Raw genomic sequence first — 26,199 nt, 5'->3', positions numbered from 1 at the left:
GTCCCGACCATTAAAACGCGGTGATTCTACAGTGGCTTACTCCCTACAACATGAGCGATATTCATGAGAATGCCCTCCTCTCACTAAAAGCGCGCAGGTTTGCTATTATCTCGGACCTTCTGTATTGGCCTTTCCAGGTAGTCCTATGTCCGACCGCAGCGCTCGCCTCCACGCTCTCCAGCAAGCCCTCAAAGAGCGCATTCTGATTCTCGATGGTGGCATGGGCACAATGATCCAGAGCTACCGACTGGAGGAAGAGGACTACCGTGGCAAACGCTTCGCCGACTGGCCAAGTGATGTCAAAGGCAATAACGACCTGCTGATTCTCAGTCGTCCGGACGTGATTGGGGCCATCGAAAAGGCCTATCTGGATGCTGGCGCTGACATTCTCGAAACCAACACCTTCAACGCCACCCAGGTTTCCCAGGCCGATTACGGTATGGAAGCGTTGGTCTATGAGTTGAACGTAGAAGGTGCTCGCCTCGCCCGCAAGGTCGCTGACGCTAAAACCCTGGAAACGCCCAACAAGCCGCGCTTCGTTGCTGGCGTTCTAGGCCCGACCAGCCGCACCTGCTCGTTGTCGCCAGACGTGAACAACCCCGGTTACCGCAACGTGACCTTCGATCAGTTGGTGGAAAACTACACCGAAGCCACCCACGGCTTGATCGAAGGCGGCGCCGATCTGATCCTGATCGAGACGATATTCGACACCCTCAATGCCAAGGCCGCGATTTTCGCCGTGCAGGGCGTGTTCGAAGAAGTCGGCTTTGAATTGCCGATCATGATCTCCGGGACCATCACCGATGCCTCGGGCCGCACCTTGTCCGGACAAACCACTGAAGCGTTCTGGAACTCGGTCAGCCACGCCAAACCTATTTCGGTGGGTTTGAACTGCGCGCTGGGCGCCAGCGATTTGCGTCCCTACCTGGAAGAACTGTCGAACAAAGCCGGCACTTACATTTCGGCGCACCCGAACGCCGGTTTACCGAACGCCTTCGGTGAATACGACGAAGAGCCAGCACAGACAGCGGCAATCATCGAAGAGTTCGCCCAGAGCGGCTTTCTCAATATCGTCGGTGGCTGCTGTGGGACCACACCTGCGCACATCAAGGCCATCGCCAATGCGGTAAGCAAGTACCCGCCGCGGGCTATTCCGGACATCCCTAAAGCCTGTCGCCTATCCGGCCTGGAACCGTTCACCATTGATCGCAGTTCGTTGTTCATCAACGTCGGCGAGCGCACCAACATCACCGGTTCTGCGCGTTTTGCCCGGCTGATCCGTGAGGACAACTACACCGAAGCGCTTGAAGTCGCCTTGCAGCAGGTCGAAGCCGGCGCTCAGGTGATCGACATCAACATGGACGAGGGCATGCTCGATTCGAAGAAGGCCATGGTGACCTTCCTCAATCTGATTGCCGGCGAACCGGACATTTCCCGCGTTCCGATCATGATCGACTCCTCCAAATGGGAGGTGATCGAAGCCGGCCTCAAGTGCATTCAGGGCAAGGGCATCGTCAACTCCATCAGCATGAAGGAAGGCGTGGAGCAGTTCATCCATCACGCCAAACTGTGCAAACGCTATGGCGCCGCCGTGGTGGTGATGGCGTTTGATGAAGACGGCCAGGCCGACACCGAGAAGCGCAAGAGAGAAATCTGCAAGCGCTCCTACGACATCCTGGTCAACGATGTCGGCTTCCCGCCTGAAGACATCATTTTTGACCCGAACATTTTCGCCATTGCCACGGGCATCGAAGAGCACAACAACTACGCCGTCGATTTCATCAACGCCTGTGCCTATATTCGCGACAACCTGCCCCATGCCCTGACCTCTGGTGGCGTGTCCAACGTATCCTTCTCGTTCCGTGGCAACAATCCGGTACGCGAGGCGATTCACTCGGTGTTCTTGCTGTATGCGATCCGCAACGGTTTGAGCATGGGGATCGTCAACGCCGGGCAATTGGAGATCTACGACCAAATACCGACCGAATTGCGCGATTGTGTGGAAGACGTCGTCCTCAACCGCACGCCAAACGGTACCGACGCCCTGCTGGCCATCGCCGACAAGTACAAGGGTGACGGCAGCGTCAAAGAAGCCGAAACCGAAGAGTGGCGTGGCTGGGAAGTCAACAAGCGCCTGGAACACGCGCTGGTCAAAGGCATCACCACCCATATCGTCGAAGACACCGAAGAGTCTCGGCAGTCGTTCAAGCGCCCGATCGAAGTGATCGAAGGGCCGTTGATGTCCGGCATGAACATCGTCGGCGACCTGTTCGGCTCAGGAAAAATGTTCCTGCCACAGGTGGTTAAATCCGCGCGAGTGATGAAACAGGCCGTGGCCCACTTGATCCCGTTCATCGAACTGGAAAAAGGCGACAAACCCGAAGCCAAGGGCAAAATTCTCATGGCCACGGTCAAGGGCGACGTGCATGACATCGGCAAGAACATTGTCGGCGTGGTTCTGGGCTGCAACGGCTATGACATCGTCGACTTGGGCGTGATGGTGCCGGCAGAGAAGATCCTGCAGGTGGCCAAGGAACAGAAGTGCGACATCATCGGCCTGTCTGGACTGATTACACCGTCACTCGATGAAATGGTGCATGTCGCCCGGGAAATGCAGCGTCAGGGCTTTACCCTGCCGCTGATGATCGGCGGCGCGACCACGTCCAAAGCCCATACCGCGGTGAAGATCGAACCCAAGTACAGCAACGACGCGGTGATCTACGTCACCGATGCATCCCGCGCCGTTGGCGTGGCCACGCAATTGCTGTCGAAGGAATTGAAGCCGGCGTTTATCGAGAAAACCCGGCTCGAGTACATCGAGGTACGTGAGCGCACCGCTGCCCGCAGTTCCCGCACCGAGCGCCTGAGTTACGCCGCTGCCGTGGCCAAGAAGCCGAAGTTCGACTGGGCCGATTACCAACCGGTCAAACCTACGTTCACCGGCGTGAAGGTCCTGGAAAATATCGACCTTAATGTGCTGGCCGAGTACATCGACTGGACCCCATTCTTCATCTCCTGGGACCTGGCCGGCAAATACCCGCGCATTCTCACCGATGAAGTGGTTGGCGAAGCCGCGACCTCGCTGTTTGCCGATGCTCAGGACATCCTGCGCAAACTGATCGACGAAAAACTGATCAGCGCTCGCGCAGTGTTCGGCTTCTGGCCTGCCAATCAGGTCGACAACGATGACCTGGAGCTTTACGGCAACGACGGCAAACCGCTGGCCAAGCTGCATCACCTGCGTCAACAGATCATCAAGACCGACGGCAAACCGAATTTCTCCCTGGCTGACTTTGTCGCACCCAAGGACAGCGGAGTCACCGATTACGTCGGCGGTTTCATCACCACTGCGGGCATCGGTGCCGAAGAAGTGTCTAAGGCTTATCAAGACAAAGGCGACGACTACAACGCAATCATGGTCAAAGCCCTGGCCGACCGTCTTGCCGAAGCCTGCGCCGAGTGGCTGCACCAACAGGTGCGGAAAAACTACTGGGGTTATGCCAAGGACGAACAACTGGCCAACGAAGACCTGATCAAGGAGCAGTACATCGGTATCCGCCCTGCACCGGGTTATCCGGCCTGCCCGGATCACACCGAAAAAGGCACCTTGTTCGACCTGCTGGACCGCACCGAGGAGGGTCAGTCAGGCCTGAGCGGTGTCACCTTGACCGAAAGCTATGCAATGTTCCCTGCGGCGTCGGTGAGTGGCTGGTACTTCGCTCATCCACAGGCGCAATATTTTGCCGTGGGTAAAGTCGACAAGGATCAGGTAGAAAGCTACACGGCGCGCAAAGGTCAGGAGCTGAGCGTTTCTGAGCGCTGGCTGGCGCCAAACCTGGGATACGACGACTAAGACAGCGCGTTCAGGAGGCAGCCCGACCATGGGTTGCTTCCTTTTTCAGTAGGCGCTGCCACCCATCAAAGTGACCCGCGCAGGGCATATCCCTCTGACTTGACTATGCTTAGTGAGTTTTCTTTACGTTGATGTGAATTCACGAGGGTGTATGGACGACTCTTCAAACAATAAGCCGCCTACTTTCTGGCAGATGGTGCTGAGCGTTGTAGCGGCGGCATTTGGTGTACAGAGCGGGAAAAACCGGGCTCGGGATTTTACCCACGGCAAACCCAGTCACTTCGTCATACTGGGCGTGCTGTTCACGGCGATCTTCGCCCTGACCTTGTTTGGCATTGTCCAGTTGGTATTGCACTTCGCCGTGGGTTGACCCTTCAGTACAGTATGCTTTTCAGGGAAAAACGGTACGCACCCGGCTTAGGGTTCCCCGTCATGCTGAATGTGCGGAAATCGACGCCATAGTCGTCTTGGCGGCCAGCCTGCAGCAGGCGCCTGGCATCCTGCTGGCCAAGAAGCTGCAACACGCTTAATTGACGCGCCCCCAGGTACTGGCGATCCTGTTCCCTGGTTGCGTCATAGTCGTGCAGCAACACCATGGCCCACCCACCCAACGTGAAGTGCCCACCCGCCAGAACGCTCAAACTTCCGTCCAGACGCGCCTGCAAGGCCGCTGTCGAAGAGTTCAAGGCACTAAACAGCACATCCTTGCCCGGCGCTCCGCCCCGTTCACGCAATGCAGCCATGGCGCCAAACGCCATTTCATCATTGGCAGACCATACCAGGCTTGTTTTCGGGTAGCGCTGAAACAACTGTCGGGCCTGTTCCTGCGCTCGCTCTCGTTCCCAACCGCTGTACACGAGTTGACGCAAATGCACTTCCGGGTGCTCACCCAGAGCGCGTCGCAGACCCTGCTCGCGAAGCTGAGCGACGGGTGTTGTTGCTGCTCCAGAGAACGCCAGCATGTCGATGCTATGACCAGCGGCAACCTTCGGGTGCAGGCGAATCAGCTCCTTGGCCATCAAGTAACCGCCCTCCTCATCATTCCCTACCAAACTACCGATCAAATTCGGAAAGCGAGTGCGGACGTCGCCGAGCATGTTGATCTGATCAGGGGTGAGGGTATTGTTGACGGCAAACAGCTTGACGCCGCTGCCTTGGGATAGACGAAGAATTTCCGGGGCGGCATACAATTCATTGACGAACACCAGGTAATCGGGCCGGTCAGGGCCCAACAACGCTTCGCGCGCCTGGATCAGCGTTTTATGAGGGTCCCGTTCCGAGTAACGCACCTGCAGCGTCATGCCCAAGTCGTTGGCCGCCGCCGCCATGAACTTTGAATAACTGACCCAAAACGTTTCCGTCGACAGGCCCGGATTCAGAAAAACCACCGTCGCTGCTTCGGTCGCAGTCATCCACACGCTGCTCAATACCAGCAACGCGCTACAAAAAAGTTTAAACATTCTCATGCTGGCCTGAAAAATAGGCACGCAGTATAACTGCCTAAGTGCAGACCTCTGGATACCGTTTAACGCATTGTCCGACCGTCACGTCGGACAGGCGCAGGTTGCTTGCGTTATTGGTGGCTCACCCAGAATACGGCCGTCGTTACGACCAGGATGACAATAAAGAAAATGGCCCAGGCATCTACGCTGCTATCGGCTTTCACTGCTTTGACAGGGTTGCTCATTGCATCGCCTCTTTTCGGTTTTATCGGTGATTGCACATGAAGCGTGACCGCCTCTGCGACAGCAGATTGCCGCGATCACGCCCTTAGTAAAGTCGAGCATTGCCCATTCCTCAAGCAGGGTTATGCGATCAACCCGACCTGGATAGTTCTTTTAGTTCTTTGCATATACTCAAACTTCACTTTTGCGCATAACTGCAAACTGGTATCTTCCCTCGGCTCCGTTGGGAGTGCGCGGCCGTGCGCGCAGATTTGCTGTAAGCAGCCTGAGAACAGGACCTATATGTACGTATACGACGAGTACGATCAGCGGATCATCGAGGACCGCGTCAAGCAGTTCCGGGATCAGACCCGACGCTACCTGGCCGGAGAGCTGAGCGAAGAAGAGTTTCGCCCGCTGCGCCTGCAGAATGGCCTTTATATTCAACGCTTTGCGCCGATGTTGCGGGTGGCTGTGCCTTATGGCCAGTTGACCTCGCGGCAGTTGCGCATGATTGCCAAAATCGCTCGTGATTACGACAAGGGCTATGCCCATGTCAGCACCCGCCAAAATATTCAGTTCAACTGGCCCGCGCTGGAAGACGTGCCGGATATTCTGGCTGAACTCGCAACCGTGCAGATGCACGCGATTCAGACCAGCGGTAACTGCTTGCGTAACGTCACCACCGATCAATTTGCCGGTGTTGCGGCGGATGAAGTGGTTGATCCGCGTCCGTGGTGCGAGATCATTCGGCAGTGGACTACCTTCCACCCCGAATTCGCCTACCTGCCGCGTAAATTCAAGATCGCCATCAATGGTTCCACCAGTGACCGTGTCGCCATTGAGGTACACGACATCGGCCTGGAGCCAGTGCGTAACGCTGCGGGCGAACTGGGTTTCCGCGTCCTGGTCGGTGGTGGCCTTGGCCGTACGCCAGTGGTCGGTGCCTTCATCAATGAGTTTCTGCCTTGGCAGGACCTGTTGAGCTATCTGGACGCTATCCTGCGGGTCTATAACCGCTATGGCCGTCGTGACAACAAGTACAAGGCCCGGATCAAGATTCTGGTCAAGGCACTGACGCCTGAAGTGTTCGCCGAGCGAGTCGACGCGGAAATGGTCCACCTGCGGGGCGGCCAGACCACGTTGACCGAAGCCGAAGTGCATCGCGTCGCCAAGCACTTCGTCGACCCCGAGTACAAAGCCCTCAGCGATCAAAGCGCTGAACTGGCTCACCTCGATAAAGAACACCCGGGTTTTGCCCGCTGGCGCTCGCGCAACGTTCTTGCGCACAAAAAGCCAGGCTACGCAGCGGTGACCCTGTCGCTCAAACCGACCGGTGTTGCCCCAGGCGATATCACCGACAAACAACTCGATGGCGTTGCCGATCTGGCTGATCGTTACAGCTTCAGCCAGATGCGCACGTCCCACGAGCAAAACATCATTCTTGCCGACGTTGAGCAAAGCCAGTTGTTCACCTTGTGGGGCGAGCTCCGCGAACAGGGTTTCGCCACCCCGAACATCGGTTTGCTGACCGACATCATTTGCTGCCCAGGGGGCGATTTCTGCTCCTTGGCCAACGCCAAATCGATCCCGATCGCCGAAGCCATCCAGCGTCGCTTTGACGATCTGGATTACCTGTTCGACATCGGCGAGCTGGACCTGAATATTTCCGGCTGCATGAACGCCTGCGGTCACCACCACGTGGGGCATATCGGCATTCTTGGCGTGGACAAGAAAGGCGAAGAGTTCTATCAAGTCTCCCTTGGCGGCAGCAGCAACCGTGATGCAAGCCTGGGTAAAATTCTGGGCCCGTCTTTCGCCCAGGATGTGATGCCCGACGTGATCGAGAAGCTGATCAACGTCTACATAGAGAAGCGGCACGAAGATGAGCGTTTTATCGACACCTTCCAGCGTATCGGCATTGACCCTTTCAAGGAGCGCGTCTATGCAGCGAATCATTAAGAACAACGAAGTCATCGACGAAACCTGGCACTTGCTGCCCAAGGACACGACGCTTGACGGCCTGTCCAACTGTGATGACCTGATTGTGCCGCTGGCTTTATGGCTCGACCATAGTCACGCCCTCAAAGCGCGTGACGGCGGCTTGGGTGTATGGCTGGACGCCGACGAAGAAGCTGAGCAAATTGGTGATGACGTGGATAACTTCCAGGTTATCGCCCTGAATTTTCCGGCGTTCACCGATGGCCGCAGTTACTCCAATGCGCGTCTGCTTCGTGATCGATACGGTTTCAAAGGCGAACTACGGGCCATTGGTGATGTGTTGCGTGACCAATTGTTCTATATGCACCGCTGTGGTTTCGACGCCTTTGCGATTCGCCCCGACAAAGACCCGTATGAAGCACTTGAAGGTCTTAAAGACTTCTCGGTGACCTACCAGGCCGCTACTGATGAACCGTTGCCGCTGTTCCGGCGTCGCTGATTCGGCCTGAAAAAAAGCCCGGGGTTCAATTTGAACCCCGGGCTTTTTGCTATCTGATGAACCATCCTTGTCACTGAAAACCTGACAAAGGCGCTTACGATTACCAGAAGCGCTGCTGTGTCAGCCGACTCCACCAACTCAACAAGACACGATCTACCGACCCACTGGCCGCCAAGCCGATCCGTTCCTGCAAGCTTTTGCGCTCGGAATAATGCAAATGGAAAACTTCAGCGACCTTGGCGCGCTCAGAAAGGTATTCGTCACTGGTCTTGAGTTCGTCCACCAACTGTTTGTCCAGCGCCGCCATGCCAAGCCAGACTTCCCCGGTAGCAACTTCGTTGATCGCCAATTGCGGACGGTAGCGCGCGACAAAGTTTTTGAACAGCTCATGAGTAATGTCCAGCTCTTCCTGGAACTTCTCCCGGCCCTTCTCGGTATTTTCGCCAAATACGGTCAAGGTACGTTTGTACTCGCCAGCGGTCAGCACTTCAAAATCAATATCATGCTTCTTCAGCAGACGATTGACGTTGGGCAACTGCGCTACCACGCCGATGGAACCCAAAATAGCGAAAGGTGCGCTGATAATCTTGTTACCAATGCAAGCCATCATGTAGCCACCGCTGGCCGCCACTTTGTCGATGCAGATGGTCAGTGGAATACCCGCCTGACGAATCCGTGCCAACTGCGATGAGGCCAAGCCATAACTGTGGACCATGCCGCCGCCACTCTCCAGGCGCAGGACCACTTCATCCTTGACCGTGGCCAAGGTTAACAGCGCCGTGATTTCATGGCGCATGCTCTCGGTTGCGGACGCTTTTATATCACCGTCGAAATCCAGCACATACACCCGAGGCTTGGCGTCGGCCAGTTTCTTTTCCTTCTTCAGGCTTTTGCCTTGCTCTTTGCGCAACGCCTTGAGCCGGTCCTTATCCAACAGCGATTGTTCAAGACGTTCGCGCAGACCTTTGTAGAAGTCATTCAGCTTGCTGACCTGCAACTGCCCGGCAGATTTGCGTCGGCCTTTGCTGCGTAGCGAAGCGAAAGCCGCCAGCACAATCAGAATGGCAACCACCAGGGTGACCGTCTTGGCCAGAAAAATTGCGTATTCAGCCATAAACTCCACAAATACTCCTCTCACACTTTGCGCCCCTCCAATCAAGGAGCCGCGGATGACTCAAGCATACCGGCGTGCCTTGCAGACGGCCAGTCGATCACTTGCCAGGGATGTCCCGGAAACAACCATTCAAACAAGCGTATGTTTTTTCATTGACACGCTTCAAGCATCCTCATAACCTCGCAAAACCTTCAACGTCCCGGGATAACGCCGACGTGGGCAGCATCTATTTGATTCGACATGGCCAGGCCTCCTTTGGTGCAGACGACTACGACGTTCTGTCTCCGATGGGTATTCGCCAGGCCGAGATCCTCGGCACCCACCTGGCACAGCTGGGCTTGAGCTTCGATCGCTGCCTGTCTGGCAACCTGCGTCGTCAGCAGCATACGGCCGAGGCGGTAATGGACCAGTTCAAGGCGGCAGGGCAATCCATGGCCCCGCTTGAAGTCGATCCCGCGTTTAATGAATTCGACGCCGATGCGGTGATCCGTGCCCTGCTCCCGGCCCTGCTCCCCGATGAACCGGAAGCCCTGCATGTGCTGCGTAATGCCGCGCAAAACCGCGGTGAGTTTCAGCGACTATTTGCGTTGATCATGGACCGTTGGCTCAAGGGTGATTATGACACTCCGGGGCTGCAAAGCTGGCTCGGCTTTGTCGAGCAGGTTCAATCGGGCTTGCACCGGGTTCTCGATCAGGCGGGCAACAAAGACCGGATCGCGATTTTCACCTCAGGCGGTACAATCACCGCGCTGCTCCACTTAATCACTCAGATGCCCGCGAAGCAGGCGTTCGAACTCAACTGGCAAATCGTCAATACCTCGCTCAACCAGCTTAAATTCCGTGGTCGCGAGGTAGCCTTGGCTTCCTTCAACAGTCATGCGCACCTGCAACTGTTGCAGGCGCCGGAGCTCATCACTTATCGCTGAGACCGGCCCACGGCGACCTGAATGGTCGCTGGAACCTATCCACCAGAACCCTAGAAAAAGGATCGCACCATGACTTCTGTAGCTGACTCCATTCAATCCATGAAAGCCAAGTTCAACCCAAGTGCAGCTGCAGGCCTGGACCTGGTGTTTGGCTTTAAGATCGATGACAACACACACTACTCCTTGATCGTAAAAGACGGTACTTGCGACGTTAAAGAAGGCGAGAACCCTGACGCTCAAGTGACACTGGTCATGGACAGCGAGACCCTTAAAGGCATCGTCAGCGGCGAAACCGACGGCATGCAGGCGTTCATGGGCGGCAAGCTGCGCGCTGAAGGCGACATGATGCTGGCCATGAAGCTGAGCGAGCTGTTCCCGGCTTAAACCTGGCTGCAATGCACGCAGAACCGAGGTCTCAGGGCCTCGGTTTTTTTTCGCCTGCAACTCACGGACACCCAGCGATCAAAGCCAATGATTGGGCAGCAACACGCTCACCTATAAGGCCGTTTCCAGCTTGTGAGCGAAGAGTGGTCGCATTAGATTAGTCAATAATGTCTGCACTCCATAATAAGCAGAAGGGATAAGCATGGCGCTTACTGACCAGTCCACCAAGATCCGCTCTGGCGAAGAACTCGACGCCAGCCTCATCGACCCCTACCTCAAGGCGCATATTCCCGGCCTGAGGGGCTCGCCTGAGATCAGCCAGTTTCCGGGCGGTGCTTCGAACCTGACGTACCTGATCCAATACCCGGACCAGGAGTTCGTCCTGAGGCGTCCGCCTTTTGGCCACAAAGCCAAGTCTGCGCACGACATGGGCCGCGAATACCGCATTCTCAATCAGTTGAATGTCGGCTTTCCGTATTGCCCAAAGGCTTACGTGCATTGCACTGACGAGTCACTGATCGGCTCTGAGTTCTATGTCATGGAGCGGGTCAACGGCATCATTCTGCGCTCTGATCTACCGCCTGAACTGAACTTCGACGCCCAACAGACCGAAGCCCTGTGTAAAAACTTTATCGACACGCTGGTCGAGTTGCATCAGGTCGACTACACCGCGTGCGGCCTGGCGGACCTTGGCAGGCCCGAAGGTTATGTGAAACGCCAGATTGGTGGTTGGGGCGACCGTTACGAAAAAGCGCTGACCCCGGATGCGCCGAGTTGGGAGACGGTCAGGGCCTGGCTCACGGAAAAGATGCCGGCTGATCACCCCGTGTCCAGCATCGTGCACAACGACTATCGCTTCGACAATGTGATTCTCGACCCGACCAACCCGATGAAAATCATCGGCGTTCTGGATTGGGAGCTCACCACGATTGGCGACCCGTTGATGGACCTGGGCAACACCTTGGCCTATTGGATCGAAGCCAGCGACCCGGCACCGGTACAACTGATGCGCCGCCAGCCTAGCCATGCGCCCGGCATGCTGACCCGCCGTCAGTTCGTCGATTACTACGCTGAACGCTCCGGCATCCAGATCGACAATTTTGACTTCTACTACACCTATGGCTTGTTCCGCCTGGCCGGTATCGTGCAACAAATCTACTACCGTTTTTTTCATGGTCAGACCCAGGACAAACGCTTCGCGCAGTTCATTCAGATGAACAAGCTGCTGGAGCAGATGAGCCTGCAAGTGATCGATAAATCCAGCCTTTGATTGCGACACAATAAGGAAGAAAACATGTCCAAGACCCAACTGTTCGACCTCGACGGCAAAATCGCTTTCGTTTCCGGTGCCAGCCGCGGCATTGGTGAAGCCATCGCCAAGCTACTGGCTCAACAAGGCGCGCACGTCATTGTCTCCAGCCGCAAGATCGATGGCTGCCAACACGTCGCGGACGCGATCATCGCTGACGGCGGCAAGGCTACTGCAATTGCCTGCCACATCGGCGAGATGGAACAGATCCATAACGCGTTCGCGCAGATTCGCGAACAGTTCGGTCGTCTGGACATTCTGATCAATAACGCTGCAACCAATCCACAATTCTGCAATGTACTGGACACGGACCTGAGCGCATTCCAGAAAACCGTCGACGTTAACATTCGCGGTTACTTCTTCATGTCCATTGAAGCCGGCAAACTGATGCGCGAAAACGGCGGCGGCAGCATCATCAACGTCGCTTCGATCAATGGCATTTCGCCAGGCGTGTTCCAAGGCATCTATTCGGTGACCAAGGCGGCCGTGATCAACATGACTAAAGTGTTCGCAAAGGAGTGCGCGCCGTTCGGTATTCGTTGCAACGCCCTGCTGCCAGGTCTGACAGACACCAAATTCGCCTCGGCCCTGGTCAAAAACGATGCGATCCTGAACATGGCGCTGGAGCAGATCCCGCTCAAGCGTGTGGCCGCACCCAGCGAAATGGCTGGCGCCGTTCTGTACCTGGCCAGTGATGCATCCAGCTACACCACCGGTGTTTCGTTGAATGTGGACGGTGGTTACCTGTCCTGATTCTCCTGTACGGGTGAAAAAAACAGCCTTCGGGCTGTTTTTTTACGACTCACTAAAAGAATATATATTCCATAAAAAATGATTTAAGAATATATTTTCCGCACAACAACTCTAACCGGACTTTGTCATGCGCGAATCTTATGTACCCTCATCTGCTCTGCCCACACTGGGCATTGGCCTGATCGGCACTGGCTTCATGGGGCGTGCCCATGCCTTGGCCTTTCGCAATGTGAGCGCCGCGTTTCAACTGCCCGTGCAGGTGCATCTCGCTGCACTGGCCGATGCTGATGCCGCACGTGCCGAGCGATGCGCCAACGACTGGGGCTTCGCTCATGCTCACGGTGACTGGCAATCATTGATCAACGATCCCGGCGTGCACCTGGTGGCGATCACCACACCGAATCACTTGCACTACCCCATGGCCATGGCGGCACTGGCAGCCGGCAAAGCGGTGTATTGCGAAAAACCCCTGGCGATCAGCCTCGGTCAAGCGAGTGAAATGCGTCGAGCCGCCCAAGCTGCGGGTGTGGTCACGCGGGTGGGTTACAACTACCAGCACAACCCCATCATCGGTCTGGCGCGACAGATGATCGCAGACGGCGAGCTGGGCGAAATCATCGGCTTTCAGGGAGAGTTCAGCGAAGATTTCATGGGGGATCCAGCAACGCCTTGGTCATGGCGCTGTGAAGCTGCCCACGCAGGGGGCGCGCTGGCAGACCTGGGCAGCCATTTGCTGGCGCTGGCCCGTCACCTGCTCGGCGACATCGACGCGGTATGTGCCGACTCTCATACTGTGCACGCCCAACGTCCGGTTGCCGTGGGCAGCAGCGAACAGCGCACCATCGCCGTCGACGATCAGACCCATGCCTTGTTGCGCTTCGCCAACGGCGCTCGCGGCACGTTCAGCAGCAGCTGGCTCAAGCACGGCTACAAAAACCACCTGAGTTTCGAGATCAGCGGCACACGGGGCACCCTTGCGTTTGATCAGGAGCGACTCAATGAGCTGCAGGTTTACCGCCCAGGGCAAGACGGGTTTCAGCGGATACTCGCAGGACCAACACTGCCCGGTTATGCAGTCTTCTGTCCCGCACCTGGGCATCAGTTGGGGTACAACGAACTCAAGACGCTGGAAGTGCATGCATTGATTCAGGCGGTCTGCGGTCATGGCAATGAAGGGCCTGATTTCGAAGAGGCTTGGCAAGTAGAACGTTTAGCCGCAGCTATTCGCCTGGCGGCGGCAGAGCAGCGTTGGGTCAGGATTGATGAGCTGTAAGCGCTTTTCCTGCACGTTGTGTGGGAACGAATTTATTCGCGAATGGCTTGGCGCGGTCGAACCGATACATCGATTTATCACCCGTTATGCGTAAAATGGTCGCCTTCTGGAGCAGCCATTCTGCCCAAGCCGTATAAGTCGATCCCTCGCATGCCTTTTGAACTCAGTGTTGACCTGACCACCCTCGCCATTCTTGCAGTCGTTGCTTTTGTCGCAGGGTTCATTGATGCGATCGCCGGTGGTGGTGGCTTGTTGACCACCCCTGCCCTGATGACTGCCGGTCTCCCACCGCATCTGGTCCTTGGCACCAACAAACTCAGTTCGACCTTCGGTTCGGCGATGGCCAGCTACACCTTTTTCCGACGCAAGCTGTTCGACCCCAAGCAATGGATTCACGCGTTGATTGGCACGGCAGTCGGGGCATCGATTGGTGCGGTGGTTGCGCATTACCTGCCCGCTGAGTGGATCAACCAGATGCTCCCGGTGATTGTGTTCGGTTGCGGCCTTTACCTATTGTTCGGTGGCACACCCAAGGCACCGCTGGACAGCGACGCGCCCATCAAGAAGAAGTGGCAACTGCCGCAAGGCCTGGGATTAGGATTTTATGACGGTGTCGCCGGGCCGGGCACGGGTGCATTCTGGACCGTCAGCAGTCTGCTGCTCTACCCTCTGGATCTGGTGAAGGCCAGCGGTGTGGCGCGCAGCATGAACTTCGTCAGCAATGCTGCGGCGCTGTCAGTGTTCATCTTCTCTGGCCAGGTAGACTGGCTGATCGGCCTGAGCATGGGTTCGTCGCTGATGATCGGGGCCTTCTTTGGCGCTCGTACCGCGATTCAGGGCGGCGCAAAATTTATCCGCCCGGTGTTCATTATCGTGGTGCTGGGACTGACTGTGCGCCTAGCCTGGCAACACTGGTTCAGCGGCGCCTGAACGCCTGGCCAGATACAGATCGATCAAGTAGCGCGCGATGGAGCGGTGGGCCGGTAACGGCGGCAGATCATTGATGTCGAACCAGCGCGCATCTTCGATCTCATCCAGTTGGGGAACGATTTCGCCTCCCGCGTACTCGGCATGGAAGCCCAGCATCATCGAGTGCGGGAACGGCCAACACTGACTGCCCATGTACTGGATGTTCTTGACCTCCAACTGCACCTCTTCCATCACTTCGCGGCGTACGCAATCCTCCGCAGACTCCCCAGGCTCAGCGAACCCCGCCAGGGTGCTGTAGACGCCCGGCACAAAACGCGGCGAGCGTGCCAACAGGATTTCATCGCCACGAGTGATCAGCACGATCATGCTCGGCGAAATACGCGGGTAATGGCGCAAATCACAGTGTTCGCAGTACATGGCACGCTCACCCGGCACTTGCTGCATCGCTTGGCCACAGCTGCCACAGAACCGATGCTCCCGCGCCCATGTGCCTATCTGTGCGGCATAGCCGAGTTTTCTGTAAACGTCGAAGTCTCCTTCCAGCATGAACTGACGCAGGCCTTGCCAGGTACAACCCTCGACGTCCACCGGATGTTTGAGCACCAGCAGGTAGACCGGCTCACCATCGAAATGGCCGATGCCGTGTTCGCTGAGCAACGGCAAGTCCTGACGCTTGAGCCATTCCCTTGGGAACATCACGCCGTTGCCGTCGAGCAGAAATCCCTGGGTACTGTGAACCACAGCCCAACCGCCGCTGACCTGGATATCCAGTACGGCCGTTGTCCAGCGCCTTGGGCGTGTCATGAATAATCTCCTCTGCTTGCGCACGTCTGGGTGATCGCTTGCAGCTCAGTGTTCCAGTCGGCCTTCATGATTGAATGCTTTAGTTATCGAAGACAGCTTTTTGTTTGCTCATATGCGCGGCCATGGCCAACCGAAGGTCCGCTGATTGCAGCATTGCCGCGTTCCACGTGGCGACGTATTCAAGGCCGTCATCAATCCGATGGTCACGCATGTAGCTGATCATTTCCTTGGTCCCGGCAATAGCGATCGGCGACTTACTGGCAATTTCACCAGCAATGGCCATCACGCCGTCAAGCAGGCTCTGCGTGTCGACGAACGTGCGATTGACCAGGCCGATGCTGCGCGCTTCTTCTGCACCCATGGTACGCCCGGTGTAGGCCAGTTCGCGCAGCATACCGTCGCCGATGATACGCGGCAGGCGCTGCAAAGTACCCACATCCGCCGCCATGCCCATGTCGATTTCCTTGATCGAGAATTGTGCATCTTCAGCGGCGTAACGCATATCACACGCTGCAATCAAATCGATGGCACCGCCCAGGCAGTATCCCTGAACTGCCGCCAATACCGGTTTGCGACAGCTGTCCACGGCATTGAACGAGGCCTGAAGCTGCAGAATTTTGCGCCGTAGCAAGCGTGCATTTCGCCCCGCATCTTTGCCCAGTTCAGTGGCAACCGATGCCAGCATCATCAAGTCGATACCCGAGGAGAAGTGTTTGCCAGCGCCACTCAGGACCACGACGCGCACTTCATCCGTTTCATCGATCCACTGGAAAATATCAATGATTTCGCTCCAGAACGCGGCGTTCATTGAATTGACCTTTTCCGGCCGATTAATCTGCACGTGAGCGATGTTATCGGTCAGTTCGACGTGGAAAGCCTGGTAATCGGACACGGTTGTCATCTTCGAAAATACTCACATTTTTTGGTTGTAATGGTGCTCAGACTATAACAAGCACGCGTTACCAGCCGTAAGGCTGCGGTTATGCCATTTGCAGGACAAAAACCCATTCGGCGGCGCGAAGTCAGACCGTTCGAATCACCAGGATCAAGGCGTACTGCGCGGAGCGCCACATCGTTCAGGAGAAAGCAATCCGATGCTGCAGGATGAAGACACTAGAGTATTTCGGGATGGGTGTCCGAGCGCGCAAAGAGGCCGTTGAGGCGTAATGAAATTGGGTATACCAGCATCACAACCACTCAATCACGCCAGCAGTTTTTTAATCTGCGTATGCAGGTTGTCCATCGTGAACGGCTTGGCCAGGATTGGCGCCTTGAGAGCGATGGGGCTGCCGGACTCCAGGATTTCGGCGGGGTAGCCGCTGATGAAAATCACCTTTAATTCAGGTCGCAGCTTCACCGCGGGGTCAGCAATCATCACCCCCGATACACCACCCGGCAGGCGGTAATCAGTGATCATCAAATCCAGGTGAGGTTTGGTCGCCAGTATCTCAAACGCCTGTTCGCCATTTTCGGCTTTCAATACCCGGTAGCCCTCGCCCGATAGATAATCGGCGAGCAACATCAGGATCAGCGGTTCGTCTTCGACGATGAGTACGACATCTTCTGCATCAGAGCTCATGGGGTGCCTTATATCTCTAAATAGCTGCCACTACGACCATGGCGCGCGGCGTAGGTTGCGCTGTACGTCGGATAATTGCCAACAGCTTTTAAAGCGGCAGGCTCACCCTGAACAACGATCCCTTACCCTCCTCGCTATCTACGCTGATCGACCCACCATGGGCGGCGACGATCTGCTCGGAAATAAACAAACCCAGGCCCAATCCGGCGATGACATGATTGGCCGATACCCGCTCAAACTGCTGAAAAATTCGTTTTTGGTTTTCTTCGCTGACACCAATACCGTGATCAAGCACATCCACCCGCGCCTGCCCGCCTTCGCAATACACCCGCACGTCGATCGGGTTATGAGAGCCATAGCGCAGTGCGTTGGTCAGCAGGTTCACAACCACCTGCTCGATACGAAACTCATCCCAGGTCCCTATGACCGGCCCTTCGCCCGTAAAAGACAACGTCGACTCAGCGTTCGATATCTGCGCGGAGAAGCTCTCCAGAAGGTTGCTGACCAGTTGCACCAGATCGAAACGACTGGGACGAATCGACAGCTTACCGGTACGAATGCGTGAGACATCCAGCATATCCTCGATCAAACGAATCAAACTCTTGATTTGCCGCTCATCGCGATCGACCATGGCGCTCAGTTTGTCCAGGGTAAACGCAGCAACGTTGCCCTTGGTCAAGTGCAGTTTGCGCAGCTGGGTTTCCAGGATAAGCCCGTTAAGCGGGGTGCGCACTTCGTGAGAAACAACCGACATGAAGTCATCGCGCATGCGCACTGCATGCTCAAGCTCGTTCTGGGTGGACTGAAGCTGCTTAAGCAAAGCTTCCTGCTCGTGGCGGCTCTGTTCAAGGGCTTCGACCTGCTGCTTCATCGCCTTGCGTTGACGATAAAGGTCGACAAATACATTGACCTTGCTCTTCACCGCATGGATATCCAGCGGTTTGTGCAGAAAGTCCACCGCGCCACTTTCGTAGCCCTTGAATGCGTAATTCAACTCACGACCGGCGGCACTGACAAACACGATAGGAATATTTTTGGTTCTCTCGGTACTGCGCATCAGCTCAGCCAGTTCGAAGCCGTTCATTCCTGGCATTTGCACATCGAGAATGGCCAGAGCGAACTCATGCTGCAGCAACAGCGAAAGTGCCTCATCAGCAGACAGGGCTTTAAAGACCGTGCGGCCTTCACGCTTGATCAATGCCTCAAGCGCTAGCAGGTTTTCCGGTAGATCATCGACGATCAGCAGGTTGGCTTGGATTTCACTTAGCATGCGGTTCTTTCCAGCTCGATTAGCAATTGGCCAATGTCGTGCAACGGCAGGATATGATTCGGCATATGTAACGCCAACGCTGCTTCGGGCATGGTGGGTGCATGAGCCAGCCGGGGATCTTGAACCACAGTGAATCCGCCGTGATGCTTGATCATAGCCAATCCTCGAGCACCGTCCTGATTGGCCCCGGTCAGTAACACCCCGGCCAGCCGAGGTCCATAGGCATCAGCGGCCGACTCAAAAAGGATGTCGATGCTGGGACGTGAATGGTAGATGCGCTCTTCCCGGCTCAGTGACAGGCTGAAATCTTCTTCCACAGACACGTGATAGCCGGGAGCGGCGAAATACAACGTGCCAGGAACAATTATCTCTTTGTCATCGACTTCTTTGACCGTGATAGGCAGGCGCCGCTGAAAAATTTCAGCCAAATGACTGCGGCGCTCATCAAGTAAATGCAAGACCGTGATAATTGGCAAAGCAAAGCCTGGCGTCAACGCAGAGAAAATCTTCATCAAGGCATCCACGCCGCCAGCCGACGCCCCGATGACAATGGCATCGACAAGAGGCAGCGCGCGAATGGGCAAGTGGCGGTATTGTTCAGTCGTATTCATGACTTACGGTAGATCCGCTCCTGTTTGACGAATGTTTCAAAATTTTTGCTATAGGCGGAAAAATCGAGTGTTTCCTTGCTGCCCAGTACCAGAAAGCCCCGATGGCAGAGCGAATCGTGAAACAGCCCAAATGCCCGATCTTGAAGTTTCTTATTAAAATAAATCAGTACGTTACGGCATGAAATTAACTGGGTTTCTGAAAACACACTATCAGTTGCCAGGCTGTGATCGGCGAACGTGACGTTCTCGCGCAGGGTCTTATCGAAAATAGCGTGGTCATACGCCGCCGTGTAATAGTCGGAAAACGCCCGCTGCCCGCCCGCCCGTTGATAGTTCTCGGTGTACGCACGAATATTCTCCAGGGAGAATATGCCCATCTTCGCCTTCTCCAGCGAACTGGGGTTAATGTCAGTCGCGTAGATGATGGTTCGATCAAGCAGACCCTCCTCGCGCAACAGGATCGCCATGGAGTAGACCTCCTCCCCTGTACTGCAACCGGCGATCCAGATCTTGATCGAAGGGTATGTTTTGAGCAGCGGCACTACCTCCTGACGAATCGCCAGGAAATGCCCAGGATCGCGAAACATTTCGCTGACCGGGATAGTCAGGAACTGCAAGAGCTGCATGAACGCTAATGGGTCATGTAGCACGCGCTCCTGCAACGCCGAGATGGTCTTGCAATCGAACTGGCGCAACGCATGATTGACCCGACGCTTGACCGAGGCTCCAGAGTAATCACGAAAGTCGTAACTGTATTTGAGGTAAATCGCCTCCATTAACAGACGCAATTCAATTTCGGTGTTTCGCTCAAGCGACATGGCACAAATCCAGATACTCGGTTCCAGGAGTCAACTTAGTGGCTTCAATGCCTGATACGTTCAATGAATCAGAACCGTTCCATTTTTGGCAGCCATACGCGAATCAACGAAAACAAACGGTCAAGGTCAATGGGCTTGGCCAGGTAATCATTGGAGCCCGCCTGCAGGCAGCGCTCCTGATCGTCTCTCATGGCTTTGGCCGTCACCGCGATAATCGGCAGCTTGCGCCAGCGTGGATCCTTGCGAATTTCCACGGTCGCTTCGTAGCCGTCCATCTCGGGCATCATCACATCCATCAACACCAGGTCGATGTCGTCGACATCATTAAGCTTGTTGATGGCCTCTCGACCATTACGAGCGATTTCAACGACCGCGCCTTTGTGCTCCAGGGCACTGGTCAGCGCGAAGATGTTACGCACGTCATCATCGACCACCAGGATTTTACGGCCCTCAAACACCTTGTCTCGACTGCGGGCGGTCCTGAGCATTTTCTGGCGTTCGCTGGACAGTTTCGATTCGACTTTGTGCAGGAACAGCGTCACCTCATCCAGCAAACGCTCGGGCGAACGCGCACCTTTGATGATGATCGAGCGGGAATACTTGAGCAGCTCGGCTTCTTCATCCCGGGTCAGATTGCGCCCGGTGTAGACGATCACGGGCGGAAACGAGCAGATGTCGTCGGTGGACATGCGCTTGAGCAGGTCGTTGCCAAGCATGTCAGGCAGTTTCAGGTCGATGATCATGCAGTCGTAGACGTTATCCCGCAGCAGATCCAACGCATCCTGAGCGAACCCGACGGCGGTTATCTCGATGTCATCGTCGCCAATCAATCGCGCGATACTGTCGCGTTGCAGGGCGTCGTCTTCCACCAGCAGGATGCGCTTGACCTTCTGGGTCAGCTTGGCCTCGAGCTTGGCGAAAACATCCTTCAATTCTTCACGGGTGGTCGGCTTGACTGCATAACCGATGGCCCCCATGTGCATCGCGGCTTCCTGGCGATCCTCTACAGAGATCACGTGGACCGGAATATGTCGGGTCGGCGCCAGTTCTTTCAAGCGCTGTAGCACGGTCAGACCCGAGTGATCCGGTAGACGCATGTCCAGCAGGATCGCGTCAGGTATGAACTGTGCCGCCAGGTTGAACCCTTCGTCAGCGGCATGGGCCACCAGGCATTGATAACCCAATTCGTGAGCCAGATCGTAAAGAATCTGCGCGAAACTGACCTCATCCTCGATCACCAGCATGCAGCGGGTACTGAACGGTGCCTTGTCGCGATCATCGGCAAAGTCTGGAATAGCTGGCAGTGTCGGAACCTTCACTACAACGGGGATGACCGGTGGCATCACCATGACAGGTGCTGCGACCGCTACCGGCTGTTCGCCATATTCGAGTTGGACCTGCTCAACGTATTGCTCAGGCACCACCAAGGTGAAAATGCTGCCCTGCTCTGGCGCACTGGTGACGGAGATCGAGCCACCCAGCAATTTGGCCAGATCGCGGGAAATCGACAGCCCAAGGCCGGTGCCACCGTAACGCCGATTGGTGGTGCCGTCGGCTTGGCGGAATGCCTCGAAAATGCTTTCCTGATGCTCTTCGGCGATGCCGATGCCAGTGTCGCGCACGGTGAAGGTAATGCCCTCGCCCGGCTGCCGCGATACGGTCAAACTGACACTGCCGCGCTCAGTGAACTTGATCGCGTTGGACAACAGGTTTTTCAGTACTTGCTCCAGGCGCTGGCGATCAGTAAACAGCAGCGTTGGCGCGCCCGCCTGTAATTCGACTTGAAAGTCGAGTTTCTTGTCTGCGGCCATGGGTTGAAACATACCCCGCAGGCCTTCGACCAACCGCGCCACACTGGTAGTTTCCGGGCGCATGTCGAGCTTGCCGGCTTCGACCTTGGAGATGTCGAGAATGTCGTTGATCAAGTTCAGCAGATCGTTGCCTGCCGAATAGATAGACTCGGCGAATTTGACCTGCTCGGCCGTCAGGTTCTCTGTCGGGTTTTCCGCCAGCAGTTTCGCCAGAATCAGTGAGCTGTTAAGCGGCGTTCGCAACTCATGAGACATATTGGCAAGGAATTCAGACTTGTATTTGCTGGAGCGTTGCAGCTCTTCAGCTCTTGCTTCAAGTTCAACCTGCGCAATATTCAACTCTTCGTTGTTGCGGTCCAACGCATCACGCTGATCGGCCAGGGCTTGGCCCTGTTCGGCTAACTGCTCATTGGTTTGCTCAAGAGCTGCCTGCTGGGTTTCCAGATGGGACTGAGACTCCTTGAGGATGTGTGACTGTTGTTCAAGCTCTTCGTTAGCGGCTTTAAGCTCTTCCTGCTGCACCTGCAGTTCTTCATTGAGCTGCTGGGTTCCGGCGAGTACGTCCTGCAAGCGCTGGCGGTAACGTGCCGCTTCAATCGAGGTGCCGATGTTGTCGGAAATCACCTCGAGAAACTCGACATCGCGTTCGGTCAAGGCCCGCAAAAAACCCAACTCGATCACGCCATTGACCTGGTCGTCATTGCTGGTTGGCACGATCAGGACACTACGCGGCGAACCATCGCCCAGACCCGAGCTGACTTTGAAGTAATCACCCGGCACATCGTCCAGGGTGATGATCTTGTCTTGCAGCGCAGCCTGACCGATAACGCCCTCGCCGCCGTAGATCGACTGCTCGTGCTGTTCCTGCTCGCGGGAAAACCCGTAAGATGCCACACGCGTGAAGCCACCATGTTCCTGACGGACATACATCGCGGCCACGACAGAGCCCAGGTATTGGGCAAAAAACTGCAACACATTGCGGCCCAGCACGTTCAATGTCAGCTGCCCCAACACTTGTTCTGCCAGCTCGCTTTGCCCGTTGCGCAGCCACGCCACGTGTTGCAAGCGCTGAGCGTTATTCTCTTGCAGCTTCAGGTTCTCAAGGTAACTTTTTGATAACGCAAACATATCGCGCCGGCCTATGTAGGCCAGGAAGCCGCTGATCAGCACCACAAAAATCAAATACAAGGTCACTGTGAGAATCGTGGTGTGCGTGACGTCTTCGTTGCGAGTGATGCGCAGTTGCTGCTCGATCGCCACGATCTGATCATATTCGCTGCGAATTTCGTCGGTCAGACGCTTGCCTCGACCGGCGGCAATAGCCGATTGATAATCACCATTTTTTCGGCGCAACGTGATCATTTCCTGGGCAAAATCGTTCCATTCATCCTGCAGGGCAGACAGACGCCTCAAGCGATCCAGTTGCTGAGGGTTATCGGCAACCAGTTGGTCCAGACTTTTGAGTTCAGCCACCACCCCAGGTTTGGCGACTTCATAGGGATCGAGAAAGTGCTCATCACCCGTGAGCAGAAAGCCGCGCATGCCCGTTTCCATATCGATGGACAGCCGGAGCGAATGATTGGCGTTGTTGATCACGCGGTCGGTGTGTTCGACCCACTGGATCACCGTCAATAAATAGGTAATCAGAGAGATAAAAAAAACAGCGCTCAGCACACCGACACCCAACGGCAGACTGATGTTGCGGCCCAACATTTTACGGAAGCGTTGCTCGTCAATCGAAGACGGAGGGTTCATCAAAAGGTCCGGGCGAATTCATCGAAACGACAGAGTCTGCAGGAAACATCTGCAAAAGACTGTTTTTCTAGCACATGAAGCAGAAAATTCAGGCACAGCACCATGAAACGGCCTACAAAAAATCTCATCAGGGTGAAAAAAGAGCAGAAAGGAACCCAAATGGATAGTTTTTCCTGCTAGAGGGAACTTGTCGCTATCATTTACATACTCATTAACATGCTGTCAGAAACAATCAGCTGCGAATTATTGTCTTTTTTCAGGGAACATTTTATGTCCGCACCCACCAGCACCATCCTCGTGGTCGAAGACGACAACATCGTACGCATGTTGATCGTCGACGTACTTGAAGAGCTGGATTACAGCGTGCTCGAAGCCGCTGACGGTAAAGACGCGCTCGCCCACCTGGGCGACGGTCAGAAAGTCATAGACCTGCTGATGACTGATCAGGGACTACCCGATATGAATGGCCGCGATCTGGCGACCGAGGCCCGGAAATTACGCCCCAGCCTGCCCGTGCTGTTCGCCAGTGGGTATGCAGAAAGTATCGAGGTGCAGGAAGGTATGGACGTCATCGGCAAACCGTTCTCCATCGATCAGTTGCGAAGCAAGGTGAAGGGGATTTTGGGCCAAAAGGCCTGATACGCAATTTCCTGCACAACCCAAACCCGCCACTACCCCGAAAACTTGCCTGATCCGGTTTCCAAGGGCCCTTATCCTATGCGCAGGATGCTCCGTCGGCATGAGCAAGAACTTGCTCAACCGGAGTTAAACGCCCACCATACATCTCTAAATAGCTTTAACTAATAACGCTATCAATATGATTTATATCAATTTATATTTTACGGCATGGCTTTTGATAGATGAAACAGTGTCCGCAACGCATTAGTTTTTACGGACACCCTCTGTTTATCCTGAAAGGAGCGTTTCATGCCAACACCCGCGTATTTGAAGATCGAAGGCACCAAACAGGGCCTGATCACCGCAGGCACTTTTACCCAGGACTCGGTCGGCAACATCTATCAGGAAGGTCATGAAGACCAAATCCTGGTTCAAGCCTTCGACCATCAAATCATCATTCCACGCGACCCTCAATCCGGCCAACCGACCGGCCAACGCGTACACAAACCTCTGATGATCACCAAGGTGTTCGACAAGTCCTCGCCTTTGATTTTCGCGGCTTTGACCTCCGGCGAACTCCTGAGCAAATGCCGCCTGGAGTGGTTCCGCACCTCGGCAGAGGGCACTCAACAGCACTACTTCACCATCGAACTGGACGATGCACTGATCGTTGAAGTGCATTCGCACATGCCAAACTGCCAGGACCCGAAACAGTCGCACTTCACTCACCTTGAAGACGTCTACTTCACCTATCGCAAAATCTCCTGGACCCATGAAGTCAGCGGTACTTCGGGCTCCGACGACTGGCGCAAACTCAAGACTGAGTAATCACAAACAGCATCGCCCCCTCAAGGGGTCGATGCTTTTTTTGTCGCGCTTTCGGCGTATCGGTGATGCCTCCCAAAACCTGTGGTTTAATTACGCCCCTCGATCACCCAGAACCCCCTCCCATGAGCCTGCCCCACTCAAGCACTCCCACCCACGTGCTCATCATTGGTTATGTCTGGCCAGAACCGCGCTCGTCGGCAGCGGGTGGTCACATGATGCAGTTGATCGAGTGCTTCCTGAGTCAAGGCTGGCAAATCACCTTCAGCAGCCCTGCGAGCGAAGGCGAACACAAAGCTGATCTCGCCGCTCTCGGCATTGCCGAAGTCAGCATCGAACTCAATAACAGCAGCTTCGATGTGTTCATCACTGAACTCAAGCCAGACATCGTGCTGTTCGACCGTTTCATGATGGAAGAACAATTTGCCTGGCGCGTGGAGAAGCATTGCCCCGACGCGCTGCGCATTCTCGAAACCTCAGACCTGCAAAGCCTGCGCGACGCTCGGCATCAACTGCTCAAGGATCACCTGAAGAAAGACTCTGATCTTGATGATTTTTATGAATTTTTCAGTGCCTCACCTCAAGCTATTTTCCCGTACATGGCGGCCAGTGACCTGGCTCAGCGCGAAATTGCCGCGATCTATCGCTCCGACATCAGCCTGATGATCTCCGATGTAGAAATCGATCTACTCGTCGATCAGTTCAAGCTCCCCATGGCATTACTGCATTGGTGCCCACTGATGCTCAATGGCACACCGACCACTGCGCGACCTTTCGAAGACCGCGCGCACTTCCTCAGCATCGGTAACTTTCGCCACGCGCCGAACTGGGATGCGGTGTTATGGATGAAAAATGCGATCTGGCCACGGATTCGCCAACAGCTACCGTCTGCGCAACTGCACATCTACGGGGCCTACACCCCCCCCAAAGCCACTGCCCTGCACAACGCAGCACAGGGATTTCATGTCATGAACTGGGCGGAAGATGCACTGGAGGTGATGTCCGGTGCGCGAGTCTGTCTGGCACCCTTGCGGTTTGGTGCTGGCATCAAAGGCAAGATCGTCGACGCCATGCTCTGCGGCACCCCGAATGTCACCACGCCTATCGGCGCTGAAGCCATGGCCGGCGACCTGCCATGGCCGGGCGCGATAGCCAGTAGCGCCAGCGCCATCGCTGCTGCAGCCGTCGAGCTCTATCGGGACAAAACCCTGTGGGCACAGGCGCAAGCCAATGGCTGGGCGATAGTGAGTGCGCGCTATCAGTACGAGCAGCACTGCGCGAGCCTGATTGCGCGGATTGAGGCCTGCCGCCAAACCCTGCAGCAGCATCGAACCGACAACTTCACCGGTGCCATGCTACGTCACCACCACCACAAAAGTACCCAATACATGGCGCAATGGATCGAAGCCAAGAATCGAACTTCAGTTTGATATCCGGGTATTTTCTTCGCCAGCTTGCGGGC

The 26,199-nt window shown here is 55.6% G+C and carries 22 protein-coding genes; 13 read left to right on the top strand and 9 right to left on the bottom strand.

Annotated features, from left to right (window positions below; all coding sequences use genetic code 11):
• Window positions 1-145 precede the first annotated feature (145 nt).
• Both metH and RHM55_RS01325 read left to right on the top strand, forming a co-directional pair.
• Complete coding sequence (gene metH, locus RHM55_RS01330; protein ID WP_322179156.1) at window positions 146-3,853, top strand: methionine synthase; 3,708 nt, start codon at window positions 146-148, stop codon at window positions 3,851-3,853.
• A 151-nt stretch (window positions 3,854-4,004) separates the two neighbouring features.
• Window positions 4,005-4,223: a DUF2970 domain-containing protein gene (locus RHM55_RS01325; RefSeq protein WP_322179155.1), complete on the top strand. Its 219-nt coding sequence runs from the start codon at window positions 4,005-4,007 to the stop codon at window positions 4,221-4,223.
• A gap of 4 nt (window positions 4,224-4,227) precedes the next feature.
• Here RHM55_RS01325 and RHM55_RS01320 read toward each other — a convergent pair whose 3' ends face one another.
• Window positions 4,228-5,313, bottom strand: a complete 1,086-nt coding sequence (locus RHM55_RS01320; protein WP_322179154.1) for an ABC transporter substrate-binding protein — start codon at window positions 5,311-5,313, stop codon at window positions 4,228-4,230.
• Window positions 5,314-5,820: 507 nt separating this feature from the next.
• Here RHM55_RS01320 and RHM55_RS01315 point away from each other — a divergent pair.
• Both RHM55_RS01315 and RHM55_RS01310 read left to right on the top strand, forming a co-directional pair.
• Entirely contained in the window at window positions 5,821-7,479 is a 1,659-nt protein-coding gene (locus RHM55_RS01315; RefSeq protein WP_322179153.1) for a nitrite/sulfite reductase, read from the top strand.
• The gene (locus tag RHM55_RS01310; RefSeq protein ID WP_322179152.1) at window positions 7,463-7,957 is read left to right on the top strand and encodes a DUF934 domain-containing protein; all 495 of its coding nucleotides are present in this window, start codon (window positions 7,463-7,465) and stop codon (window positions 7,955-7,957) included. The genes RHM55_RS01315 and RHM55_RS01310 overlap by 17 nt, the downstream gene beginning before the upstream one ends.
• Window positions 7,958-8,057: 100 nt before the next feature.
• On the opposite strand, the gene sohB is transcribed toward RHM55_RS01310, so the two are convergent.
• Window positions 8,058-9,080 (bottom strand): protease SohB, encoded by a 1,023-nt coding sequence (gene sohB, locus RHM55_RS01305; RefSeq protein ID WP_322179151.1) that lies wholly within the window; start codon window positions 9,078-9,080, stop codon window positions 8,058-8,060.
• A gap of 206 nt (window positions 9,081-9,286) precedes the next feature.
• On the opposite strand from sohB, the gene RHM55_RS01300 reads away from it, so the two are divergent.
• From RHM55_RS01300 to RHM55_RS01275, 6 genes are all read left to right on the top strand, one after another.
• Window positions 9,287-9,997, top strand: coding sequence for a histidine phosphatase family protein (locus tag RHM55_RS01300; protein WP_322179150.1), 711 nt, complete (start codon window positions 9,287-9,289; stop codon window positions 9,995-9,997).
• A 69-nt stretch (window positions 9,998-10,066) separates the two neighbouring features.
• Complete coding sequence (locus RHM55_RS01295) at window positions 10,067-10,381, top strand: SCP2 sterol-binding domain-containing protein (RefSeq protein WP_322179149.1); 315 nt, start codon at window positions 10,067-10,069, stop codon at window positions 10,379-10,381.
• A gap of 202 nt (window positions 10,382-10,583) precedes the next feature.
• Window positions 10,584-11,651 (top strand): phosphotransferase family protein, encoded by a 1,068-nt coding sequence (locus RHM55_RS01290; RefSeq protein WP_322179148.1) that lies wholly within the window; start codon window positions 10,584-10,586, stop codon window positions 11,649-11,651.
• 24 nt (window positions 11,652-11,675) lie between these two features.
• The gene (locus tag RHM55_RS01285) at window positions 11,676-12,443 is read left to right on the top strand and encodes an SDR family oxidoreductase (RefSeq protein ID WP_322179147.1); all 768 of its coding nucleotides are present in this window, start codon (window positions 11,676-11,678) and stop codon (window positions 12,441-12,443) included.
• Window positions 12,444-12,570: 127 nt separating this feature from the next.
• A complete protein-coding gene (locus RHM55_RS01280) occupies window positions 12,571-13,716 on the top strand; it encodes a Gfo/Idh/MocA family oxidoreductase (protein WP_322179146.1) in 1,146 nt (381 codons plus the stop codon).
• 150 nt (window positions 13,717-13,866) lie between these two features.
• Window positions 13,867-14,646 (top strand): TSUP family transporter, encoded by a 780-nt coding sequence (locus tag RHM55_RS01275; RefSeq protein ID WP_322179145.1) that lies wholly within the window; start codon window positions 13,867-13,869, stop codon window positions 14,644-14,646.
• Here RHM55_RS01275 and nudC read toward each other — a convergent pair.
• The 7 genes from nudC to RHM55_RS01240 form a co-directional block, all read right to left on the bottom strand.
• A complete protein-coding gene (nudC, locus tag RHM55_RS01270) occupies window positions 14,614-15,450 on the bottom strand; it encodes an NAD(+) diphosphatase (protein ID WP_322179144.1) in 837 nt (278 codons plus the stop codon). The genes RHM55_RS01275 and nudC overlap by 33 nt on opposite strands.
• A gap of 79 nt (window positions 15,451-15,529) precedes the next feature.
• Entirely contained in the window at window positions 15,530-16,342 is an 813-nt protein-coding gene (locus RHM55_RS01265) for a crotonase/enoyl-CoA hydratase family protein (protein ID WP_322179143.1), read from the bottom strand.
• Window positions 16,343-16,651: 309 nt separating this feature from the next.
• Window positions 16,652-17,029 carry a response regulator gene (locus tag RHM55_RS01260; protein ID WP_322179142.1) on the bottom strand — a complete coding sequence of 126 codons (378 nt, stop codon included), beginning with the start codon at window positions 17,027-17,029 and terminating at the stop codon, window positions 16,652-16,654.
• Between the two features lie 88 nt (window positions 17,030-17,117).
• Window positions 17,118-18,299, bottom strand: a complete 1,182-nt coding sequence (locus RHM55_RS01255) for a hybrid sensor histidine kinase/response regulator (RefSeq protein WP_322179141.1) — start codon at window positions 18,297-18,299, stop codon at window positions 17,118-17,120.
• Window positions 18,293-18,811 carry a chemotaxis protein CheB gene (locus RHM55_RS01250; protein WP_322183146.1) on the bottom strand — a complete coding sequence of 173 codons (519 nt, stop codon included), beginning with the start codon at window positions 18,809-18,811 and terminating at the stop codon, window positions 18,293-18,295. The genes RHM55_RS01255 and RHM55_RS01250 overlap by 7 nt, the downstream gene beginning before the upstream one ends.
• Before the next feature lie 95 nt (window positions 18,812-18,906).
• Window positions 18,907-19,728, bottom strand: a complete 822-nt coding sequence (locus RHM55_RS01245; RefSeq protein WP_322179140.1) for a protein-glutamate O-methyltransferase CheR — start codon at window positions 19,726-19,728, stop codon at window positions 18,907-18,909.
• A gap of 68 nt (window positions 19,729-19,796) precedes the next feature.
• The gene (locus RHM55_RS01240; protein WP_322179139.1) at window positions 19,797-23,294 is read right to left on the bottom strand and encodes a response regulator; all 3,498 of its coding nucleotides are present in this window, start codon (window positions 23,292-23,294) and stop codon (window positions 19,797-19,799) included.
• Between the two features lie 270 nt (window positions 23,295-23,564).
• Between RHM55_RS01240 and RHM55_RS01235 the strand changes: the two genes are divergently transcribed.
• The 3 genes from RHM55_RS01235 to RHM55_RS01225 all read left to right on the top strand — a co-directional run bounded on the left by RHM55_RS01235 (window position 23,565) and on the right by RHM55_RS01225 (window position 26,167).
• Entirely contained in the window at window positions 23,565-23,933 is a 369-nt protein-coding gene (locus RHM55_RS01235) for a response regulator (protein ID WP_322179138.1), read from the top strand.
• A 288-nt stretch (window positions 23,934-24,221) separates the two neighbouring features.
• Window positions 24,222-24,740: an Hcp family type VI secretion system effector gene (locus RHM55_RS01230; RefSeq protein ID WP_322179137.1), complete on the top strand. Its 519-nt coding sequence runs from the start codon at window positions 24,222-24,224 to the stop codon at window positions 24,738-24,740.
• Window positions 24,741-24,862: 122 nt separating this feature from the next.
• Window positions 24,863-26,167, top strand: coding sequence for a glycosyltransferase (locus tag RHM55_RS01225; RefSeq protein WP_322179136.1), 1,305 nt, complete (start codon window positions 24,863-24,865; stop codon window positions 26,165-26,167).
• The last annotated feature ends 32 nt before the right edge of the window (window positions 26,168-26,199 follow it).

It is taken from the genome of Pseudomonas sp. MH9.2 (assembly GCF_034353875.1).
Taxonomy (GTDB): domain Bacteria; phylum Pseudomonadota; class Gammaproteobacteria; order Pseudomonadales; family Pseudomonadaceae; genus Aquipseudomonas.
Note: the sequence above shows the minus strand (reverse complement) of the source record. Positions and strands in the feature narration are given on the sequence as shown.

Coding starts and splice junctions, on each gene's coding strand:
- metH (WP_322179156.1), top strand. CDS start 146: ATGTCCGACCGCAGCGCTCGCCTCCACGCTCTCCAGCAAGCCCTCAAA.
- RHM55_RS01325 (WP_322179155.1), top strand. CDS start 4,005: ATGGACGACTCTTCAAACAATAAGCCGCCTACTTTCTGGCAGATGGTG.
- RHM55_RS01320 (WP_322179154.1), bottom strand. CDS start 5,313: ATGTTTAAACTTTTTTGTAGCGCGTTGCTGGTATTGAGCAGCGTGTGG.
- RHM55_RS01315 (WP_322179153.1), top strand. CDS start 5,821: ATGTACGTATACGACGAGTACGATCAGCGGATCATCGAGGACCGCGTC.
- RHM55_RS01310 (WP_322179152.1), top strand. CDS start 7,463: ATGCAGCGAATCATTAAGAACAACGAAGTCATCGACGAAACCTGGCAC.
- RHM55_RS01295 (WP_322179149.1), top strand. CDS start 10,067: ATGACTTCTGTAGCTGACTCCATTCAATCCATGAAAGCCAAGTTCAAC.
- RHM55_RS01290 (WP_322179148.1), top strand. CDS start 10,584: ATGGCGCTTACTGACCAGTCCACCAAGATCCGCTCTGGCGAAGAACTC.
- RHM55_RS01285 (WP_322179147.1), top strand. CDS start 11,676: ATGTCCAAGACCCAACTGTTCGACCTCGACGGCAAAATCGCTTTCGTT.
- RHM55_RS01280 (WP_322179146.1), top strand. CDS start 12,571: ATGCGCGAATCTTATGTACCCTCATCTGCTCTGCCCACACTGGGCATT.
- RHM55_RS01275 (WP_322179145.1), top strand. CDS start 13,867: ATGCCTTTTGAACTCAGTGTTGACCTGACCACCCTCGCCATTCTTGCA.
- nudC (WP_322179144.1), bottom strand. CDS start 15,450: ATGACACGCCCAAGGCGCTGGACAACGGCCGTACTGGATATCCAGGTC.
- RHM55_RS01260 (WP_322179142.1), bottom strand. CDS start 17,029: ATGAGCTCTGATGCAGAAGATGTCGTACTCATCGTCGAAGACGAACCG.
- RHM55_RS01255 (WP_322179141.1), bottom strand. CDS start 18,299: ATGCTAAGTGAAATCCAAGCCAACCTGCTGATCGTCGATGATCTACCG.
- RHM55_RS01250 (WP_322183146.1), bottom strand. CDS start 18,811: ATGAAGATTTTCTCTGCGTTGACGCCAGGCTTTGCTTTGCCAATTATC.
- RHM55_RS01245 (WP_322179140.1), bottom strand. CDS start 19,728: ATGTCGCTTGAGCGAAACACCGAAATTGAATTGCGTCTGTTAATGGAG.
- RHM55_RS01240 (WP_322179139.1), bottom strand. CDS start 23,294: ATGAACCCTCCGTCTTCGATTGACGAGCAACGCTTCCGTAAAATGTTG.
- RHM55_RS01235 (WP_322179138.1), top strand. CDS start 23,565: ATGTCCGCACCCACCAGCACCATCCTCGTGGTCGAAGACGACAACATC.
- RHM55_RS01230 (WP_322179137.1), top strand. CDS start 24,222: ATGCCAACACCCGCGTATTTGAAGATCGAAGGCACCAAACAGGGCCTG.
- RHM55_RS01225 (WP_322179136.1), top strand. CDS start 24,863: ATGAGCCTGCCCCACTCAAGCACTCCCACCCACGTGCTCATCATTGGT.